Source organism: Nitratireductor arenosus (genome assembly GCF_009742725.1).
Lineage (GTDB): Bacteria > Pseudomonadota > Alphaproteobacteria > Rhizobiales > Rhizobiaceae > Mangrovimarina > Mangrovimarina arenosa.
Genome location: NZ_WPHG01000005.1, coordinates 91,631 through 109,528, shown reverse-complemented (window position 1 = coordinate 109,528; position 17,898 = coordinate 91,631). Strand labels below are relative to the sequence as shown.

20 protein-coding genes are annotated in these 17,898 nt (G+C 63.9%); 8 read left to right on the top strand and 12 right to left on the bottom strand.

All coding sequences use genetic code 11. The features are described from left to right. Positions 1-159 precede the first annotated feature (159 nt). The 9 genes from GN330_RS19265 to GN330_RS19225 form a co-directional block, all read right to left on the bottom strand. Positions 160-771, bottom strand: a complete 612-nt coding sequence (locus tag GN330_RS19265; protein WP_343040935.1) for a UbiX family flavin prenyltransferase — start codon at positions 769-771, stop codon at positions 160-162. Between the two features lie 12 nt (positions 772-783). Beyond that, a complete protein-coding gene (locus GN330_RS19260; RefSeq protein WP_156714507.1) occupies positions 784-2,175 on the bottom strand; it encodes a UbiD family decarboxylase in 1,392 nt (463 codons plus the stop codon). A gap of 74 nt (positions 2,176-2,249) precedes the next feature. Beyond that, a complete protein-coding gene (locus GN330_RS19255) occupies positions 2,250-3,191 on the bottom strand; it encodes an amidohydrolase family protein (protein ID WP_156714505.1) in 942 nt (313 codons plus the stop codon). Between the two features lie 41 nt (positions 3,192-3,232). Beyond that, entirely contained in the window at positions 3,233-4,159 is a 927-nt protein-coding gene (locus tag GN330_RS19250) for an amidohydrolase family protein (protein ID WP_156714503.1), read from the bottom strand. A 417-nt stretch (positions 4,160-4,576) separates the two neighbouring features. Next, complete coding sequence (locus GN330_RS19245) at positions 4,577-5,344, bottom strand: ABC transporter ATP-binding protein (protein ID WP_246188771.1); 768 nt, start codon at positions 5,342-5,344, stop codon at positions 4,577-4,579. Between the two features lie 181 nt (positions 5,345-5,525). Continuing rightward, on the bottom strand, positions 5,526-6,356 hold the full coding sequence (locus GN330_RS19240) for an ABC transporter permease (protein WP_425487184.1): 831 nt from the start codon (positions 6,354-6,356) through the stop codon (positions 5,526-5,528). A 65-nt stretch (positions 6,357-6,421) separates the two neighbouring features. Next, positions 6,422-7,435 carry an ABC transporter substrate-binding protein gene (locus GN330_RS19235; protein WP_156714499.1) on the bottom strand — a complete coding sequence of 338 codons (1,014 nt, stop codon included), beginning with the start codon at positions 7,433-7,435 and terminating at the stop codon, positions 6,422-6,424. A gap of 353 nt (positions 7,436-7,788) precedes the next feature. Beyond that, positions 7,789-8,733 (bottom strand): acetamidase/formamidase family protein, encoded by a 945-nt coding sequence (locus GN330_RS19230; protein ID WP_156714496.1) that lies wholly within the window; start codon positions 8,731-8,733, stop codon positions 7,789-7,791. Between the two features lie 144 nt (positions 8,734-8,877). Then, positions 8,878-9,336, bottom strand: coding sequence for a DUF302 domain-containing protein (locus GN330_RS19225; RefSeq protein ID WP_156714494.1), 459 nt, complete (start codon positions 9,334-9,336; stop codon positions 8,878-8,880). A gap of 163 nt (positions 9,337-9,499) precedes the next feature. On the opposite strand from GN330_RS19225, the gene GN330_RS19220 reads away from it, so the two are divergent. Next, on the top strand, positions 9,500-10,408 hold the full coding sequence (locus GN330_RS19220; RefSeq protein WP_156714492.1) for an MBL fold metallo-hydrolase: 909 nt from the start codon (positions 9,500-9,502) through the stop codon (positions 10,406-10,408). A 2-nt stretch (positions 10,409-10,410) separates the two neighbouring features. Here the strand turns inward: GN330_RS19220 and GN330_RS19215 are convergent, their stop codons facing one another. From GN330_RS19215 to GN330_RS19205, 3 genes are all read right to left on the bottom strand, one after another. Then, positions 10,411-11,508, bottom strand: coding sequence for a YeeE/YedE thiosulfate transporter family protein (locus GN330_RS19215; protein ID WP_343040933.1), 1,098 nt, complete (start codon positions 11,506-11,508; stop codon positions 10,411-10,413). A gap of 65 nt (positions 11,509-11,573) precedes the next feature. After that, the gene (locus tag GN330_RS19210; protein ID WP_156714490.1) at positions 11,574-11,939 is read right to left on the bottom strand and encodes an ArsR/SmtB family transcription factor; all 366 of its coding nucleotides are present in this window, start codon (positions 11,937-11,939) and stop codon (positions 11,574-11,576) included. After that, positions 11,936-12,301, bottom strand: a complete 366-nt coding sequence (locus tag GN330_RS19205) for a transcriptional regulator (RefSeq protein ID WP_156714486.1) — start codon at positions 12,299-12,301, stop codon at positions 11,936-11,938. The genes GN330_RS19210 and GN330_RS19205 overlap by 4 nt, the downstream gene beginning before the upstream one ends. Before the next feature lie 102 nt (positions 12,302-12,403). On the opposite strand from GN330_RS19205, the gene GN330_RS19200 reads away from it, so the two are divergent. The 7 genes from GN330_RS19200 (at position 12,404) to soxB (ending at position 17,877) form a co-directional block, all read left to right on the top strand. Beyond that, positions 12,404-13,138: a cytochrome c biogenesis CcdA family protein gene (locus GN330_RS19200; protein WP_156714484.1), complete on the top strand. Its 735-nt coding sequence runs from the start codon at positions 12,404-12,406 to the stop codon at positions 13,136-13,138. A 10-nt stretch (positions 13,139-13,148) separates the two neighbouring features. After that, on the top strand, positions 13,149-13,736 hold the full coding sequence (locus tag GN330_RS19195; RefSeq protein ID WP_156714481.1) for a SoxW family protein: 588 nt from the start codon (positions 13,149-13,151) through the stop codon (positions 13,734-13,736). Positions 13,737-13,866: 130 nt separating this feature from the next. Beyond that, positions 13,867-14,325, top strand: coding sequence for a sulfur oxidation c-type cytochrome SoxX (soxX, locus tag GN330_RS19190; protein WP_156714479.1), 459 nt, complete (start codon positions 13,867-13,869; stop codon positions 14,323-14,325). 23 nt (positions 14,326-14,348) lie between these two features. Then, positions 14,349-14,804 carry a thiosulfate oxidation carrier protein SoxY gene (gene soxY / locus GN330_RS19185; RefSeq protein ID WP_156714477.1) on the top strand — a complete coding sequence of 152 codons (456 nt, stop codon included), beginning with the start codon at positions 14,349-14,351 and terminating at the stop codon, positions 14,802-14,804. Between the two features lie 19 nt (positions 14,805-14,823). After that, positions 14,824-15,150, top strand: coding sequence for a thiosulfate oxidation carrier complex protein SoxZ (gene soxZ, locus GN330_RS19180; protein WP_156714474.1), 327 nt, complete (start codon positions 14,824-14,826; stop codon positions 15,148-15,150). Between the two features lie 77 nt (positions 15,151-15,227). Continuing rightward, positions 15,228-16,082, top strand: a complete 855-nt coding sequence (gene soxA / locus GN330_RS19175) for a sulfur oxidation c-type cytochrome SoxA (protein ID WP_425487183.1) — start codon at positions 15,228-15,230, stop codon at positions 16,080-16,082. A gap of 103 nt (positions 16,083-16,185) precedes the next feature. After that, a complete protein-coding gene (soxB, locus tag GN330_RS19170) occupies positions 16,186-17,877 on the top strand; it encodes a thiosulfohydrolase SoxB (protein WP_156714472.1) in 1,692 nt (563 codons plus the stop codon). The last annotated feature ends 21 nt before the right edge of the window (positions 17,878-17,898 follow it).

The window sequence follows — 17,898 nt, the reverse complement described above, 5'->3', positions numbered from 1 at the left end:
CACCTGTCGCCGGCCTTCGCGCCGGCGATTTTTTTTGCTTGTTCCGGTGACGGGGCAAATGTCGGAACGGTCATCCGCCTGCCGTCGGGAGAAACAGGAATGTCAAGGAAAACAAGAAAATAAAAGAAGATTTGACCGACCAGGGCGCCGTTGACGGGTCTACTCGGTCACCGGCTGTTTGGCAGCGCCCTTCAACCCGTCCCAGCGCCGCACGAGGCCGGCATCGATGTCGAACAGGTCGAGCACGCGCCCGACTGTATGGTTGACCATATCGTCGAGCGTTTGCGGCTTGGCGTAAAATGCCGGCACCGGCGGGCAGATGATCGCGCCGGCCTCCGTCGCCTGCGCCATCGAACGGATATGGCCCAGGTGCAACGGCGTCTCGCGCAACATCAAAACCAGCTTGCGGCGTTCCTTGAGCGTCACGTCGGCGGCCCGCGCCAGAAGGCTGGAGGTCACGCCGGACGCGATTTCCGCCAGCGTCTTGACCGAGCACGGCGCGACGATCATGCCGAGCGTGCGAAACGAGCCGCTGGAGCAGGCTGCGCCGATATCCTTGTTGGAATGCACCACGGCCGCCAGCTGTTCGACCTCGGCGATCGTGCTGTCGGTTTCCATCGCCAGCGTGATCCGCGCCGCGTTCGACACGATCAGATGGGTCTCGATGTCGAGCGCGCGCAGGATCTCCAGAAGGCGAATGCCGTAGATCGCGCCGGAGGCGCCGCTGATACCGACGATCAGCCGCTTGCGGGAGGGATCGGCCGGCTTCACGGGACGCCCGCCTCAGCCCCCGGCCGCGCCGAGCCGGCCGAGCACGGCACGGGCGCGGGCGAAAGCCGCGTCGTCGATCCTGGCCAGCGTGCCGTGGAAATCGGCGCCGCGCGTGGCGTCGAGGCCCATGCGCGAGGTCGTGCCGATGCCCGACGCCGACGGGTCGAGCGCGTTGCCGGGCAGCCCTTCGATGATGACGACGTCGCGGTGGGGCTGGAAATGGGTCGACAGCGCCCAAAGCACGTCGCTGTCGCGGGTGACGTCGACATCGGCGTCGACGGCGATCACCGTCTTGAGATAGGCGTCCCAGCCGAGCAGGCCGAGCATGACCTGACGCGCCTCCCCTGGCCGCATCTGGTTGAGCGCCACATAGGCGTGGAAATGCGTTCCCGAGGCCGGGTAGTGCACGGCCGTCACGCTGGGGAAACGCTGCTTCAGCTTTTCCACCATCTCGGCCTCGCGCGGCACGCGCCCGAGATTGAGATGTTCGGCCGAATTGCCGCCGGCGACCGAAACCAGCATCGCGTCGCGCCGGCACATCACCGTTTCGACACGGAACAGATTATTGGTCGATCGGTCCGACGAATAGCCGGTAAACTCGCCGAACGGCCCTTCCTCCACATGGGCTTCCGGCTCGATCACCCCTTCCAGCACGATCTCGGCGAAGGCAGGCACGCGGATGCCGTGCCTGGGCGTGCGCACCACTTTGAGCGGTTCGCCCAAGAGCCCGCCGGCCACGTCGCGCTCGTCGGCGCCGAAGGCAAGCCGGGCCGAGGCCGCGATCATGAACAGCGGATGCGCGCCGATCACCATGGCGACCGGCATCGGCTGGCCGCGTTCCTTGGCCATGTTCAACAACCGCCACAAATGGCCGCGCGAATGCAGGCTGGTCGCCAGTTCGTTCTTCGAATGGATCATCGCCCGGTGGTAGCTCAGATTGCCGCCGCCGGTTTCTGGATGCTCGGCGATGATGACGCCGCTGGTGATGTATTTCGCCCGGTCGGTGGCGAAGTGCTTCAGCATCGGCAGCGACTCAAGGTCGATATCACTATCCTCGACCAGTTCCGTCACCGGGCCGCTCTTAAGCTCGACCGGCGCAACCTCGCGCCGCGAGCGCGCCTGATAGGCCTCGTGCAGCCGGCTTTCCTCAACGCCGAACAGATGTGCGATGCGTTCGCGAGAGCCGAATATGTTGGAGACGACCTCGGCGCCGATATTTTCGACCTTGCGGAAATGCAGCACCGGCGCGCGGTTTTGCGCCGCCAGCGCCCAGATGCAAGCGGTAACGTCCTGGTCGTCGGAGACGGGTTCGTCGATCGTCAGGATATCGTGCGGACAGGCCGCGCGATAATCGGCCAGGAAACGACGAATGTCCTGCGTGTCGTAGGGTGCCGGCTTGTCCATCAGGAATGCTCTTTGATCTTTACCTTGCGCGCGGAAAGAGCGGCGGCCCGGCTCGGCCGGGCCGCCGGCGGACATCAGGCGGGAACAGCCTGGCCCGCGCCGCGCTTGACGCCTGCATAGGTGTCCGTCAGGCGCGCCTTCGCCTCGTCCATGGTACGGGGCGGAGGGGTGGGGTCGATACCGACCAGCTTGGCGATATTGTTGCCGAGATAACCTTCCAGGTCGTCTTCCGAAAGACCGAGCCCCTGCGGCGGCTCGTGGCACAGAACCTCCAGTTCGCGCAGCCACATGCCCGGCTCGTTGGGCGGCGAATCGGTGCCGAACACGATCTTGTCCTTCGGCAGTTCCTTGGCGAACTCGACGATCCGCGACTGGAAGCACCAGCCGGATTCGCAATAAACGTTGGGCGTGTCCATCGCCATCCAGAAGGATTCGAAGGAATAGTTGCCGCCGGTCTGGATGCCGAAATGGCCGATGATGAAGTTGACCATCGGGAACTCGCGGATGATCGGGTAGAACATCGTCGGGATCGTGTAGGGTCCGTCGCCGGTGTGGATCAGCACGACGACGCCGAGCTCGGCGCATTTCTTCATCGCCGGCCGCAGCCATTCCAGAGCCCGGTCCGGCCGGTAGCCGTGCATGTTGGCGTGCAGCTTCAGCATCTTGAAGCCGTATTCCTTGACGTGGAATTCCAGCTCCGCCGCGCCGTTTTCCGGGCCCCAGCGCGGGTTGTAGTTGAAGTTGCCGATGAAGCGGTCGGGGTATTTCTGGCACAGCTCGGCGATGTAGGCCATGTAGTCGCGAATGCCTTCGCGGCCCATGCGATTGCCGTCGCGATAGCCGGTATTGCCGGGCGGCGGCTGGATGAAGCCCATGTCGATGCGGCGCGGCTTGCCGTTGATCCAGTACGGACCGTCCATCAGTTTGAGCATGCGCTCGCCGTTGAACGGCGTTCCCGTGTGCCGCCAGGCCTCGTCGACCAGATTGGTCGGGTGCAGGTGGGTGTCGATAATCATGATGATCTCCGGAATTTTTCGAGAGCGATCGCTGGACGGCCTCAGGCCGTTGCGAGCGTGGGCGTTTCGCCCTTCAGGCGTGCTTTCGCCTCTTCGACGGTGCGCGGCGGCGGCGTCGGGTCGAGACCGATCATACGCGCGATGTTGTTGCCGAAATAATCTTCCAGCGTGTCCTCATCGAGGTTCAGGCCCTGCGGCGGCTCGTGACACAGAACCTCCAGCAGTCTGAGCCACATGCCCGGCTCGTTAGGCGGCGTGTCGGTGCCGAACAGGATCTTTTCCTTCGGCAGTTCCTTGGCGAACTCGACGATGCGCGACTGCAGGCACCAGCCCGATTCGGCGTAGACATTGGGTGCGTCCAACGCCATCTGGAACGGTTCGAAGCAGTAGACGCCGCCGGTCTGCACGCCGAAATGGCCGAGGATGAAATTGACCTCGGGGAATTCGCGGATGATCGGATAGAATTCGGTCGGGATCGAATACGGTCCGTCGCCGGTATGCACTTTCACCAGAAGGCCGAGCTCGGCGCATTTCCGCATCGCCGGGCGCAGCCAGTCGAGCGCCCGGTCGGGCCGGTAGGCGTGCATGTTGGCCTGGAGCTGCACCATCTTGAAGCCGTATTCCTTGGCGTGGTGCTCGATCTCCTCGGCGCCGTTTTGGGTGCCGTAGCGCGGATTGTAGACGAAGCAGCCGAGAAAGCGGTCGGGATATTTCTGAACCAGCTCGACCGTGTAGGCCATGTAGTCGCGGATCGCGTCCTTGCCGGTCAGGTCGCCATGGCCGTCGGTGTAGATCGTGTTGCCCTGCGGCGGCTGGATGAACGCCTTGTCGATGCGCCGCGGCTTCCCGTTCACATAAAACGGGCCGTCCATCATCTTCAGGAGGCGCTCGCCGGTAAACGGATCGCCATCGTGCCGCCATGCCAGGTCGACCAGCTTGGTGGGGTAGCAGCTAATGTCGATTATCATCAGTTGTCTCCAAAATTGGCAATGTCCCGCCAACACGGAGTCCGTGCGCGGCGAAACCACCGCACCCGACAACAATCCTGCCGCAATCTCTGTCAGCTCTTACCGTCGGGCGCAGATCAAGTGATCTCTTGCCAGCAATTCCCGACCGGATTTTTCGCGTATTACGCGACCGAAATTCGGTGTTTTGCTTCTACTGACAATGTGGGGACCATACCCTATCCGAGCTTTTTGGAAAAGCCAAAAAAGTCCAAAAAGATCAAATATCTGATATAGTTATGACAGAATTCCGGCACATGAGGGTCGTTGCCTGCGGCCTCGTCCGCAAGCCCCGCCGCGATCCGGCGTGCGTATATCATCCGCGCCGTCAACAACACGCAAAACGTGCAGTCGAAACGCCCCCTTTTCCGCTTGGTCTTTCTAACCGATTGGCGGCGTGTCGGCCCGCGCCTCGGCGATCTTTTCTCTCAATTCATGCACGACGTCGTTGAACTCGCCTGTGTAGGTCAGGTCGATCGGCCGCGGCCGCTCGAACCCGATCTCGCGTTCCAGCACCACGCGTCCGGGCCGCGCGCTCATGACGAAGACACGGTCGGCCAGATAGACCGCCTCGCGCAGATCGTGCGTCACAAGCACTACCGTGAATTTTTTCCTCTGGTGCAGGTCGCGGATCACCCCCCACAATTCCTCGCGGGTGAAGGCGTCAAGCGCCCCGAAGGGTTCATCCAGCATCAACAGGCCCGGCTCGTGGATCAGCGCTCGGCACAGATTGGCCCGCTGCTGCATGCCGCCCGAAAGCTGCCAGGGGTAGTTTGCCCCGAAGCCGCCAAGGCCGACCAGATCGAGCATGGCTTCGGCGCGCGCGACGTACTCCGCCTTGTGCTTGCGCAGCCTCTGGGCGTGCGGCGATACGATCTCGAGCGGCAGCATGATGTTGTCGAGCGTACGCCGCCAAGGCAGAAGCGAAGGGTTCTGGAATGCCATCCCGACAATGTCGAGCGGCCCCGTGACCGGCTTGCCGTCAACGGCGATGCGGCCCTTTTGCGGGATCACCAGACCGGTCGTCAGCTTCATCAGGGTCGACTTGCCGCAGCCGGACGGCCCGACGACGGCGGCGAATTCGCCCTTGCGCACCGACATGGTCAGGTCCTCGACGGCGGTCACGCCCTCGTCGCCGCCATAAGACAGCGTCACATCGGAGATCTCGACGAAATCTGTTGCGGCCTGACCGGCGCGCGACGGATCCACTGCAGCCAGCTTGGCCGTCGCGTCATTGGATTGGTACAGCGAGCTTTCGGTGTGCAGCAAAGTCACGGCGCCTGTCTCCTGTCTTGGGTGGTCCGCGAAACGGCGGCCCGGTGTCTCGGGTTCAATGGTTCTGCGAACGATGGGCCCAGCCGGTAAAGCGCTGCTCGATCAGCGCGGTGATCGCATAGAGCAGGATGCCCAGCACCGACAAAACCAGCAGCGCGGCGAACACGATCGGCACCTGGAAGGCGGCCTGGGCGTCGAGCATCAGCTTGCCCAGCCCCTTCGACGCGCCGGAGGTTTCGGCCACCACCGCGCCGATGAAGGCAAGCGTGATCGCCACCTTGAGCGAGCCGAAGAAATGCGGCAGCGAGCGCGGAATGCCGACCTTGGTCATCACCACAAGTTTCTTGGCGCCAAGCGCGCGCAAAACGTCCTCGAGCTCCGGTTCGACCGTGGCGAGCCCGGTCGCCACGTTGACCACGATCGGAAAGAACGAGATCAGGAACGCGGTCAGGATCGCCGGAACGGTGCCGAGCCCGAACCACAGGATCAGAATCGGCACGACGGCCACTTTCGGAATCGAATTGAACGCGATCAGCGCCGGATAGACCGCCGAATAGACGGCGCGGTGCCAGCCCACGGCGACGCCCAGAAGCAGGCCGATGACGATCGCCAGTGCGAAGCCGAGCAGCGTCGTCCACAAGGTCACGATCATGTTGTCGAAGATGACGACCCGGAACTCCCACAGCGCGGCGAGCGTCGCGGAGGCTGTCGGCAGGATCGATTCGGGGACGTTGAACAGCCTGCAGCCGACTTCCCATACCAGGAACAAGCCGAGCGTGAACAACACCGGCGAGCCGATGTTCTCCGCATGCCAGACCCAGTCCGGGCCGCTGCGCGCGGCCTTTGCCGGAGGCGAGACGATATCGGTTTGTGCCATCTTATCCACCTATCTGTGTCGCACCGGTCGCAAGGGCGCTGCAACGAGCGCCCTTGCGCAGGGTTGCTTCAAGCCTATTGGATCATCCGCTCATTCTTCGCCGGCAGAAAATCGCCGGTATAGATGTCGGACGCCTGCGGCTTGTTGGTGAACGAAAAGGTTTCCTCGAGCTGGTCGATCGAGCGCGACAGCCGTCCCGCATCGACGTGGCCGAAACCGTTCTCGCGCACGTCGTCGGTGAAATAGCACTCCTCGGCGACCAGCTTCAGCCGCTCGAGTTCGATGTCGCGCTTGGCGATCGGGTTGTGCTTCATGACGCTGTCCATCGCGCCTTCGGGATCGTTGATGGCGTCCCGGAAGCCGCGGATCGTGGCGCGCACGAATCCGGCCACCGCCTCGGGATGCTCGGCCATGAACGATGGGCTCGCCATCACCGCGCTGCCGAACAGGTCGACACCGTATTCGCTCATCATCATGCCGACGATCTGGTCGTCGGGCACGCCGGCGGCCTTGACCGCGAGCTTATTGGAGATGAAGGCCGTCACCGCGTCGACCTGGCCCTGCGCCAAAAGGGTCTCGCGCACCGGAAAGCCGACATTCTCGACCGTGACCGTCGACGTGTCGATGTCATTCAGCTTGGCGAAGATCGGCCAGTGCGAATAGGCCGCGTCCGCCGCAGGCGCGCCGAGAATCTTGCCCTCCAGGTCCTTCGGCTCAGCGATGCCGTTTTTCTTGATCGTCAGGATCGAAAAGGGCGGGATGTTATAGGTCACCAGCACCGCCTTGATCGGCACGGCGTCGGCCGCGTCGCGATATTTGATCAACGCGTTGAGATCCATCTGGCCGATATCGTAGGACCCCGAGGCGATCCGGTTGATGCCGTCAACGCTTCCGGTTCCCGGATCGATTGAGACGTCGAGCCCCTCGTCCTTGTAATAACCCTTGTCGAGTGCGACCAGATAGGGCGCGACATGGCCCTCGAAACGCCATTCATGAATAAACCGGACTTTGGTCAGCTCCTCCGCGGCAGCGGGCAGCGTCGCCATCGCCATAGCCATCGCACCGAGTACGTAAACCAGTTTGCGCATCGTCTCCTCCCAAAGACCGGCCGGTAACGACCGGTCGAATTCGCGCCAACACCAAACCCATGTCCGAAGGACTGCTCCAACGATCACCGAACATGGTCGCCGGGGGCCGAAAGCCCCTATTGTCTACAACGAGTCGGGAAGAACCAGTTTCGTAAAGCGCAACCCATCTCGTTGGTATTCCAACAAGTGAGCAATTATCTCCCCCGCCCTTCAGGCGGCCGGGATTAAGTGCGCTTCTACTCACGCGGCAAAAAGGAGGCTACATCAAGCCGCCACGCACTGTCAAAGTGAAACTCTTGCTAGCCAAACCGATGCAATCGCTTTGATTGCAATGACTTGCGCATATACAGCCCTTACGCGAACACCGCGCGGGGAAAGTAGAACGCAACCACCCAGTTCGGCGCGTCGACGATCTCGCTGATGCGCAGGTCGCCGCAGACCGAGCACAGCATATAGGCGTCGACGGGGGCAAGGCCGTGCTCACGGACGATCAGGTCGATCATGCCGGCAAGCGCCGCCCGCGCCCCTCGGTAAAGGTCCGGGCCCACACCGGTCGTCGCCTCGTAGCCCGCCCCGTCGAGATGACGCGTCACCGGACCCGGCGTGGTAAAGCGCGGCGCCGAAAGCCCCGCCTGCTTGACCAGATCGAGCGTCAGGGCGACCGTCATCGGGCTTTCGATCGCGGTGCCGCACACCTCGCCATCGCCCTGGGCGGCATGGGTGTCGCCGATCGAAAACAGCGCGCCCGCCACCTCGACCGGCAAATAGAGCGTCGTGCCGGCGGCGAGGTCGCGAATATCGAGATTGCCGCCCACACGGCGCGGCGGCACCACCGAATGCTGCCCGGGCGCTGCCGGTGCGACGCCGATCGTGCCGGCAAACGGCTTCAGCGGCACACGCGCATGCGCGCCGAACAGGGCCGGCTCGCGCGCCGTCACGTCGTAACGCCACAGATGCAGCGCAGGATCGGGAAACTGGTCGGCAAGCAGGCCGAAGCCGGGAATATTGGCAGTCCAGCCGAAGCCGGACGGCTCGAAAGCCTCGATCGTCACCTTGAGCGCGTCGCCCGGTTCGGCTCCCTCGACGAAGACCGGTCCGGTAACCGGGTTGATCGTTTCTGATGCTAGCGTCGCGATGTCGGCGACCGTGCTTTGCGGTGTGAAATGGCCGCCCGCGGCGTCAAGGCATTCGAAGGTCAGCCGCGCGCCGGGCTCCACATGCATGACCGGCGCGATCGCGTTGTCCCAGCCGAAATGATGCCGGGCGCGATGGATGGTGTGGTCGGCATGTGTGCACATGGCGCGTCTCCAAACTGGCCGAGATCGCGGCACGCCGCCTGCCGCGCTCCTGGTCTCGCCACACAGAATGGCCGTTTGGCGCGGACGGTTCCACCCGCCCCGGAGATTTTCCCGCCCCTGGTTGGCGCCAACGGTCCGGCTCGGCTATTCGCCAACCGCCTCGCGCGCGATCTCCTCGAGCAGGGTGTTGACCTGATCGCGGCCGCCGCCCTCCGGCAGACGCCGGAAGCCGACGCGCACGGTTCCAGGCTCTGCCTCGGTCTCGTATGCGAACACCACATAGGGGCAATAGGCGATATTGGCGATATCCTCTTCCATCGGGCGGCGCGAGATGACGGCCGAGCAGAACTGGAAGAACTCGGCATTCTTGTAGAGCGCCTTCTGCGCCCCGACATCGGCGGCCGTGCGCTGCAGCATCTCGCCGATGAAGCCGTGATAGTCGACGACGTAGCCGCGATTGACGATCGCGCCGCCAAGGTCGAAGGCAACGTCGGCGAACGGCGTATCGGTTTCGTACACGGTGACGTCGTCGGCCGCGACCGCCGGCAAGGTCGGAACGAGCGAGACGAGAACAAGCGCGGCGATCCGCGAAAGACGTTTCATTGCATGGCTCCTTTGCTGAGTCATTGTCGCTTGCTTCGCCGCGCCTGTCCATTCACATAGAAAACCTTGAATGCTTCATCCCGTTCTCTGGCGCGGCGATTGACGCGCCTGGCGGGCCATGAAATCATTCGAAAAATTGAATATGTAGCCGGGAGGCTCGCCCATGCCTACACGTCGCGCCGTTCTGACCGGTGTCGCAACCGCCGCCGCCGTCGCACTCGCCAGGCCAGCACTTACAGCCACCCCGCTCGCGGCCGGAGACGGCGAGATCACGGTCGTCAGCGACGGCCACATGAACCTGCCGCTGGGCTCCGTCTTTCCCGGCATGTCGGCCGAGGACCGCACCGCCCTTCTCGCCGAAAGCGACATGTCGACCACCGACTACAAGCCGGACTGCAACGTCACCCTGTTGCGGGCCGGCGACCGGCTGGCGCTTTTCGATGCCGGGGCCGGGCCGAATTTCCTGCCGACCACGGGCGAGCTTCTCGCCAGGCTGGAGGACGCCGGCGTGGACCCCGCCGAGGTCACCGACCTCATCTTCACCCACGCTCATCCCGACCATTTGTGGGGCGTGCTCGACGATTTCGACGATCTTGCCTTCCCCGAGGCCACGCCCCGGATGGCGCGCGCGGAATGGGATTTCTGGCGCGCCGACGATACGCTGGCAACGATGCCGGAGGACCGCAAGAGCTTCGTTGTCGGCGCCCGCAACCGGATGGCCGCGCTGGAGGACCGCATCGCCCTTTTCGCGCCGGGGCAAGAAGTGTTCCCGGGCGTCGAGGCGATCGACACCGCCGGCCATACGCCCGGCCATGTCGCCTTCATGATCCATGGCGGCGACCGGCCGGTGCTGGTTGCCGGCGACGCGCTGACCAACGCGGTCTCCTTCCTGCGTCCCGCGCTGCATTCCGGCAGCGATCAGGACCGCGAACGGGCCGCGCAAACCCGCCTGCGCCTGCTCGATCGGATGGCCGCCGAGCGGGCGCGGCTGATCGCCTATCATTTGCCGTATCCGGGCATGGGCACGGTCGAGCGCAAGGGCGAGGCCTACCACTTCGTGCCGGCTGCCTGAGCCTATCGCGCAGGCGCGTCGTCCAGGCGCCGGAACGCCGCCATGATCGATCCCTCGATCAGATAGGCGAGACCCAGCCGCGCGCCGGCCATGATCGCCACGATCACGACGGGCGCCGAAAGCGCCATTGCCGACAGGGCGGTGATACCCTGGCCGACCGTACAGCCGAGCGCGAACACGCCGCCGGTGCCCATCAGGAAGCCGCCGGCGAAATGCCGCCCCAGTTCGCGCGCGTCGTCGCAGGCTTCCCAGCGCACGTCGTGGCTGCGCCATGCGCACAGGCTGGCGCCGACCACCACGCCGATCACCAGGCCGACGCCATAGTCCGGCCCGATACCGGTGAACAGGATCGCCTGCAGGATCGTATCGGCCACCGGGACCACGAAGGAACCGGCCTCCACCTGGACCGGAAAAAAGGAATGGCGCGCCGCGAGCGTAGTCGCCACCCAGCCGAACGCGATCACGGCGCCGACCGTCAGGCTGGCGCCGATCGCCAAACGGGCACGACGATAGGCGCGGTCGCGGAAAACCCACCAAGTCAGCCCCGCCGCGATCAGCGCGGCTACCGCCGCATGAAGGTCGAGGCCCGTCACGGCGCTGGCGATCGCGCCCATCGACTGGCCGCCGACCAAGGAAAAGTCAATCGCCAGATCGTCGACCAGTTTGACCCGGGCTAGCGCCGAGAGACCGCGCTGCGCGGCCATCGCCGACAGGCCGAGCACCAAAAGCACGACCAGCGAGCGCAGACTGCCGCCGCCGAGCCGGACCAGCGCGCCGAAGCCGCAAGTGCCCACCAGCGCCATGCCGAACCCGAAGGCGAGCCCGCCGATGACGGCACCGGTCAGGCCGAAAAGCGGCATCAGATAGAAGCTGCGGCCGGGATCGGCGAGACCGACCGCGACAAGCGTCTGGGTCAGGACCAGGGCGACGGCGGCGGCGAGCGCCCAACTGCGCACGCCGTGGCTGTCACTCGCATACCAATGGCGCTCGAGCGCCGACATGGCGCAAAAATGCACGCGCCGCGCGACGAAGCCGAGAACGGTGCCGGCGACAATCCCCGCCAGCGGCAGGAAAAACGGCGATCCTACGACATTTTGCACCTGCGGTTCCTCCCTGGGGCCGCCGTCCTCGCCAGCCGGGTCCCTAAGCCGCAGGCTGCCTTGCGTCAGGTTTTCCGGATTTTCGGCTCTCCCTGCCGAACCGGGGCGCAAAACAGCCCGTAGAGGGTCTCGATCACCGAGGCGACCTCCGCGCTGGCGATCGAATAATAGATGACCCGTCCTTCGCGTCGTGTGTTGACCAGGCGGTCGAAGCGCAGCCGCGCAAGCTGTTGCGACACCGCCGCCTGCGGCATATCCATGATGTTTTCCAGTTCCGAGACCGATTTCTCGCCCTCCGCCAGGAGGCACAGGATCAACAGCCGGCTTTCATGCGACAGCGCCTTCAGGAGTTCGCTGGCTTTGCGCGCCTGGACCAAAAGAGCCTGGAAGTCCTCCGGTGGCTGGTCCGGGTTGAGTTTCGGAAGGGTCATTCGCGCACGGTCTCGTCAAGCTTTGCGATCAGGTCGCCGAGAAGATACCAGAAAAATTCGTCGCCCGGATAGCCGCGGATGCGGCCAAGCTCGCGGCCGTCCTCGACCAGGACGAAGGTCGGCGTGAAGCGTTCGCGCTGGATGAAATCGAGATCGGGCGGCCACGCGTCGGTGATGTCGACCCGGCGCAACGGCGCCCTGCGGCCTTCCTGCGTCTTCGCATAGGCTGGCGCGATTTCCTCGTTGAAGCGCGCGCACCACGGGCAGCCGGGCTGCTCGAGCATGAGGAGCTCGGCCGCGCCGGCGGGCCATATAGTGCCCGCGAAGATCAGGAAAACCAGATAGAAAGCTGGCCCGCGCATGCAAAGTCCTTTCGTCGATTGCAATATATATAAATTTCCGCATATCTTCCAAGGTAATTGTCGCCAGCCCTGCGGCACGGATCATCCGAAGGAAGGAACGCAATGCTGGACGTAAGCCTCGGAGGCGCCCTTTTGGCGGGACTGTTGTCGTTTGTCTCGCCCTGCGTCCTGCCGATCGTTCCGCCTTATCTGGCCTGGCTCGCCGGCCTGAGCTTCGAGGAACTGCGCACCGACGACATGGCCGCGGCGGCGCGGCGGCGCATCGTCACGGCGGCGCTCGCCTTTGTGCTCGGCTTCACCACGGTCTTCGTCGCCCTCGGGGCGACCGCCAGCGTGATCGGCAAGACGATCGCGCAATATTTCGACGTCTTGTCGCTGATCGCCGGCGTCATCATCATCATCATGGGGCTGCATTTTCTCGGCGTCTTCCGTATCGCCCTGCTCTACCGCGAGGCACGGGTGCAGGTGGCCAGGAAGCCGGCCGGCATCGTCGGCGCCTATATTATGGGCCTGGCCTTCGCCTTCGGCTGGACGCCGTGCGTCGGCCCTGTGCTGGCCGCCATCCTGTTCGTCGCCGGCTCCGAGGGCACGGCCGCCCGCGGCGCCCTTTTGCTGGCCGTCTATTCGGTGGGCATCGGCATTCCGTTCCTGCTGGCCGCCGCCTTCGCCGGCCGTTTCCTCGGCTGGGCGGCGCGCTTTCGCCGGCATATGCGCAAGATCGAGATGGCCATGGGCGGGCTGCTGGTCGTCACCGGCATCCTGTTCATGACCGGTCAGATGGCGACCATTTCCTACTGGCTGCTCGAGACCTTCCCCATTTTCCAGACCATCGGCTAGGAGCCTTGTCATGATCCGTTCTCTGCTGTTGACCGCCCTGTTCGCCCTCGCCGGGACATTTTCTGCCGCCGCCGTCGAGATCGGTGATGACGGCCTGCACAAGCAGCCCTGGTTTTCGCTGACCTTTCGCGACGTCGCCGAGGACATCGAGACGGCGCGGCAGGACGGCAAACGCCTCGCCATCGTTTTCGAGCAGCGCGGCTGTATCTATTGCGCCAAGATGCACGAGGAATTGTTGAGCGACCCGGAAGTGCGCGACTACGTCAAGGCCCATTTCAATGTCGTGCAATACAACATGTTCGGCGACGAGGAGGTCACCGACCTCGATGGCGAAGTGCTGACCGAAAAGACCGCCGCGCGCAAATGGGGCTATGTCTTCACCCCGACCATCGTCTTCTTGCCGGAGAAGGCGCCGCACGGCAAGGTCGTCGGCGAAGCGGCAGTCGCCACTATGCCCGGAGCCTTCGGCAAATGGACCTTTCTGCATATGTTCGAATGGGTGTTCGAAAAGGGCTACGACGGTGACGAGCACTTCCAGAAATACCACGCCCGCAAGCTTGACGAGTTGCGCGCCGCCGGCCGCCTGGAAGGCGAGTAAGGCCGGGCTTGAGACGACATATGCAAATAATCATATTTTTTTATTGAAGATTTGCGTGGACATGGATAGCGTGTTGCGGGACAAAATATCCGCCTAAAAAGAGCGGTGAACAGGGGAGGAAATCGGGCCGATGATTCGTGCGACAGCAATTGTGACGGCGGTCTTCGCGGTCACTGCCGCCAGTGCCCTGGCGGATGAGACCGCGCCTCAGGATGTGAATTTCGAGGACCTCGCCGTTATGGCCTCGCTCACCGGCACGCCCGGCGACCCGGTCACCGGCCGAGACATTTTCAAGGACCGCAAGCTCGGCAACTGTCTTGCATGTCATACCAATGCCGACATGCAGAAAGAATTGTTCCATGGCACGGTCGGTCCGGCCATGGACGGTGCCGGCGACCGCTGGGAACCGGCGCAGTTGCGCGCGATCATCGCCGACGCCAAAGAGGTCTTCGGCGAACAGACCGTGATGCCCGGCTTTTATTCGGTCAATGTCGGCAAGGACGTCCGCGAGGACCTAGTCGGCAAGACCATCCTGACGGCACAACAGATCGAGGATGTCGTGGCCTATGTGGCCACGCTGAAGGAATAGCGCGAGCGCAAGGAGAACGAGTGATGTCCATCAACAGACGCCAGGCGCTGGGTCTTGCCGCGGGAGCGGTCGCGTTTGCCGCCGCGGGCCTGCCCGGTCGCCCTGCCTGGGCGACGCCGGAGGAGACCGAAAAGCGCATCGCCGAATTCACCGGCGGCAAGACGCCCGAAACCGGCCGGCTGACACTGACGGCACCCGAGATCGCCGAAAACGGCAACACCGTGCCGATCTCGATCGAGGTCGAAAGCGCGATGGAAGGCGACGATGTCGTCGAACAGGTCATGATCCTGGCGGAAGGCAATCCCAACCCCGACGTGGCGATCTTCAATTTCTCCGAAGCCAGCGGCATCGCCGCCGCGACGACGCGCATGCGCCTGGCCAGGACGCAAAATGTGATCGCCGTGGCGAAGATGAAGGACGGCTCGACCTTCATCGACAAGAAGGAAGTCAAGGTGACGATCGGCGGCTGCGGCGGCTGATCAGAGAGGAAACGACAAGATGGCCACACCGAAACCACGCGTGAAGCTCCCCAAGACCGCCTCGGCGGGGGAGATCATCACCATCAAGACATTGATCAGCCACCAGATGGAATCGGGCCAGCGCAAGGACAAGAACGGCGATCCGATCCCGCGCCAGATCATCAACAAGTTCAGCTGTGAATTCAACGGAAAGCCGGTCTTTTCCTGCGACATCGACCCGGCGATCTCGGCAAATCCCTATTTCGAGTTCAGTGCCAAGGTCGCCGAGAGCGGGACGTTCAAGTTCTCCTGGGTCGACGACGACGGTTCGGTCTACGAGCACGAGGCCGGCATCGAGGTCAAATAAGACGGGCGGAGAAACAGGGATCCGTCGCGTGAACGGGTCCCGCCCCGAACCGCAAGGGAACGATTGGGAGGAAGGCCGTGAAGAATAGATACGCAACTGTCGGGCTTGGTGCGGTATTGGCTTTCGCCACGGCCTTGCCGGCCGCGGCCGAGCCGGTCGACGACGCGTTGGTCATCGACGGGCAGACCATGACGGTGCGCACCGCCGCGCCCGAAGGTCATCCCTTCGACGAGGTGTTGTCGGGCTGGCTGTTCCGGGAGGCGGAAACGCGCGAACTGGAGGCTGATTCGTTCCAGAACCCGGGCATGCTCTATGTCGATCTCGGCGCCGAGATCTGGAATACGGTCGACGGCACGATGGGCAAGTCCTGCGCAACCTGCCACGACGACGCCGCCGACACGATGAAGGGCATCGCGGCCAATTATCCCAAATGGGATGCCGACGCGAAGCGGCCGATCAATATCGAGCTGCAGATCGATAAGTGCCGGGTGGAGAACATGGGGGCGGAAGCCTACAAGTTCGATGCGGCCGACCAGAAGGCGCTGACGACCTACATCAAGCATCAATCGCTCGGCACGCCGGTCGCCGTCGACTTGAGCCAGGGCGAGCTTCAGACCTGGTGGGATCGCGGCAAGGATATCTACTACACGCGCACCGGCCAGTTGAATTTCGCCTGCGCGTCCTGCCACGAGGCCAATTCCGGCCAGCGTATCCGCGCCGACCATCTCAGCCAAGGGCAGGCGAACGGCTTTCCCACCTATCGTTTGAAGCAGGCCAACATGGTGTCTCTGCACAACCGCTTCCGCGGTTGCATCCGTGATACCAGGGCTGAGTTTCCGAAAGCCTTTTCCGACGAGTTGATGGCTCTGGAAGTTTACGTCACCTGGCGCGGAACGGGATTGTCGGTCGAAACGCCGGCCGTACGCCAGTAGCGGGACCGGGCGCAGGCAGGCACCGCCGCGCAGCAGAGCCAATGCAGAACGAGTTCCGCGCCGGCCGTCGTCGGGCGGACGTGAGCGCCCTCGGGGTCGGATCATGATTTCAAGACGCGAATTCCTTATGGCGACGGCGGCACTTTCGGCCGTCGCCGGCCCCGGCCTTGTCGGGCGCTGGTCGCAGGCCGCCGCCCAGCAGGCGCTCACCGAAGACACGCTGCTCGACTTTCAGGCACACGGCAATGTCACGCTCGTGCACCTGACCGACATCCATGCCCAGCTTCGCCCGGTCTATTTCCGAGAGCCTTCGGAAAATATCGGCGTCGGCGCGGTCGCTGGCCTGCCGCCGCACGTCACCGGCGCCGACTTCCTGAAACTCTACGACATCGCCCCGGGCAGCCCGCATAGTTACGCACTGACCTCGGAGGATTTTTCCGCGCTCGCCCGCACCTATGGCCGCATGGGCGGTCTCGACCGCATCGCCACCATCGTCAAACGCATCCGCGCCGAGCGCGGCGACAACATGCTGCTCCTGGACGGCGGCGACACCTGGCAGGGCAGCTACACCGCGCTGAAGACCAACGGCCAGGACATGGTCGAGGCCATGAACGCGCTGGCGCCCGACGCCATGACCGGCCATTGGGAATTCACCTACGGCGCCGAGCGGGTCACCGAGATCATCGAGTCTTTGCCCTTTCCCTTCCTCGGCGGCAACATCTACGACGCGGAATGGAACGAACCAGCCTTCGAGGCCTACAAGATGTTCGAGCGCGGCGGCGTCAACATCGCCGTCCTCGGCCAGGCCTTTCCCTATACGCCGATCGCCAATCCACGCTGGATGTTCCCGAACTGGTCGTTCGGCATCCGCGAGGAGGACATCGCGGCCAATGTCGCCGCCGCGCGCGCCGCCGGCGCCGATCTGGTGGTGCTTTTGTCGCATAACGGTTTCGACGTCGACCGCGCGCTCGCCTCGCGGGTTTCGGGCATCGACATCATCCTGACCGGCCACACTCACGACGCCCTGCCCGAGCCGGTCAAGGTCGGCTCGACGCTGCTGATCGCCAGCGGCTCGCACGGCAAGTTCGTCACCCGGCTCGACCTCGATGTGCGCGACGGCGCGCTCAAGGGGTTCCGCCACCGCCTGATCCCGGTCTTTTCCGACGTGATTTCAGCCGACGCGGAGATGGATGCGCTCGTCACACGGCTGCGGGCGCCGTTCGAGGACGAGTTGAAGCGCGAGCTGGCGACCACCGAAACGCTGCTTTACCGGCGCGGCAATTTCAACGGCACCTTCGACGATTTGATCTGCCAGGCGCTGATCGACGTGCGCGAGGCCGATATCGCGCTCTCGCCAGGCTTTCGCTGGGGCACCTCGGTGCTGCCGGGCGAAACGATCACGGTCGAAGACCTGCACAATGCCTGCGCTATGACCTATCCCGCCGCCTATCGCTCGACGATGAGCGGCGAAACCATCCACGCCATCCTGGAGGACGTGGCCGACAATCTGTTCAACACGGATCCCTATTATCAGCAGGGCGGCGACATGGTGCGCGTCGGCGGCATGGCCTACACGATCGATCCCGGCGCCACGATGGGCAACCGCATCACCGACATGACGCTGGTCAAGACCGGCGAGGCCATCGAGCCGGGTCGCGACTATATCGTGGCCGGCTGGGCCTCGGTGAACGAAGCCACGGAAGGCCCGCCGATCTGGCAGGTGGTCGAGGACTATCTCGCCCGCAATCCGGTCGTGCGGCTGGAGGAAAACCGGCTCGTCACCCTGAAGAGCTGAGCGACTGGAAACGGTGGCGAT